Raw genomic sequence first — 1,758 nt, 5'->3', positions numbered from 1 at the left:
TACGCCGCGTCGCGTACGGGTTCACCAACCACGCCAACTTCGAAGCCCGAGGCATCCTCGCCTGCCCCGCCATACGATCATCACCACCGAGACCAGCCACCCTCACCCCATGAAACCGCGCAGTCTCAAATGATATCTCACTAGAAGTTGTCTCTCTGGGCATTTCCTCGCTGAGTCGGTTGTGTAGGCGCGAAGATGCACAAATCTGCCCGCACCGATGCCGAGATCGCGGCCGAGTTCGGCGTCCGCGTCAGGGAACTGCGCCATGAGCGTGGACTCTCACAGGAGCGCCTTGCCCATGAAGCAGACCTTCACTGGTCCTTCGTCTCGCAGGTCGAGCGGGGGAAGTTCGGCAACCGCCTTCCGAACCTGCTCCGGCTTGCCGCCGCGCTCGGCGTCGATCCCGGTGCGCTCGTCTCGGGCATCGAGCCGCCCGACCGCCGAGGCCACGGCCGGAACCTCTGATCGCGTCGAAGCGCCCCGGCAGAACCGCAGTTCGCCCCCGAGGCGTGCTCACAGGCGCATACACGCAGAGGCTTGATGAACCGTCCCGCCGACCAACAAGGCGTAGGGGTCGCCCTCCCAGTCGGGCACCAAGGGCCATGAGCACATACTCGGCGAGTGCTGCCGAGGCAGCCCAGGGCAAGTGCAACGAGGGGTGCCCCGTGTGCGCTTGGGCGTCCAGTCGGCCCGCGGCGGCATCCGGCCTCGGTGGTGGTGCGAGTGACTCGCGCAGTAGTTGCGAGGATCACCCCAAGCCGCCCAGGCCCGGCACCGACGGCCATCGCGAGTGATCGCCCGGCAACGGCGGAGGGCCTCGTAGGCGGCCTTCACGTCGTCAGTGGCGGGCCGTACCGGAGTCCGAATCTCACGGGCACCATCCACCACGGCGAGGCCACCAGCGGGCTTCTCAGCGCTCACCGTGGCTCTCGCTGTCGGTCAACCTGGCGACGATGGCGCTTGGCGAGGAGGCGGGCCGCGCAGCAGGTGCCGCCGCGGTGGACGCCGGGCAGGGCTGCCCGTCCTTCCGGGTGCCCTTGCACTGGCGAAGTCGGCGGTACGCGTCGTTCATGGCCATCAGGCAGCCGCTCCGTTGAAGAACTCACGAATCTCCGGGCGGTGGAGCACGTTGAACCGGCGACCCTCCCGGCCATGCTCGGCGAGGTTGGCCAGATCAACGTCGAGGGCATCGGCGACGATTGAGGTTCTGCTCGGTCTTGGTGGCCCATCGGAGGTTGGCACAGGTGTTGTTGAGGCCACATCCGTCGAGGTGATCGACGGTGAGGCCCGGCTCGGGCGGATCGCCCATGAGGAGGCGGTGGGCTGGCATCCGCAGGATGGGCAATGTCTTGTCGGCGCAGCGATCGACGATCGCGTAACTCGTCCACGAGTCGTGCACCACCCGCCACCGACGGACCTGTTCGAGGAGGTCGAGGGCATGGGCGTCCACGGTCATGACGTGGGTGTCCGAGCCAAGGAGGGCGACACGGTAGGTGCCGTCGGCCTGCTTCTTCGGCTTGTACCGCTTCGACCCCCTGGGCATGGACTGCTCGTTGGTGACGATGTGCAGCCGTTCGCCTCGGAGGTGCTGCCTCATGTGGGCGAGGCACAGTCCCACATCGGGAAGGATTGGCACTGCGCGTGATCGTGGGATGAGGGGCGTGTAGGGGTCCACCCGTGTGGGTCGGGGCCTCGCTGGACTCGGTGTTGTTGGAAGACGCCGATCCGAGGAGGCCCCGATGGCTGCTGACTGTATGC

Annotated in this window: 3 protein-coding genes; 2 read left to right on the top strand and 1 reads right to left on the bottom strand. The window is 67.0% G+C overall.

Annotation, left to right across the window (positions count from 1 at the left end; all coding sequences use genetic code 11):
- The first annotated feature begins 195 nt into the window (after nt 1-195).
- Nucleotides 196-465 carry a helix-turn-helix domain-containing protein gene (locus tag HZF19_RS17555; RefSeq protein ID WP_208029811.1) on the top strand — a complete coding sequence of 90 codons (270 nt, stop codon included), beginning with the start codon at nt 196-198 and terminating at the stop codon, nt 463-465.
- A 488-nt stretch (nt 466-953) separates the two neighbouring features.
- Nucleotides 954-1,097 (top strand): hypothetical protein, encoded by a 144-nt coding sequence (locus HZF19_RS16075; protein WP_208029810.1) that lies wholly within the window; start codon nt 954-956, stop codon nt 1,095-1,097.
- Between the two features lie 77 nt (nt 1,098-1,174).
- On the opposite strand, the gene HZF19_RS16070 is transcribed toward HZF19_RS16075, so the two are convergent.
- On the bottom strand, nt 1,175-1,597 hold the full coding sequence (locus tag HZF19_RS16070; protein ID WP_208029809.1) for an HNH endonuclease: 423 nt from the start codon (nt 1,595-1,597) through the stop codon (nt 1,175-1,177).
- Nucleotides 1,598-1,758: the final 161 nt, after the last annotated feature.

It is taken from the genome of Rhabdothermincola sediminis (assembly GCF_014805525.1).
Lineage (GTDB): Bacteria > Actinomycetota > Acidimicrobiia > Acidimicrobiales > Acidimicrobilacustridaceae > Rhabdothermincola > Rhabdothermincola sediminis.
This window is presented reverse-complemented; position numbering and strand designations above follow the sequence as displayed.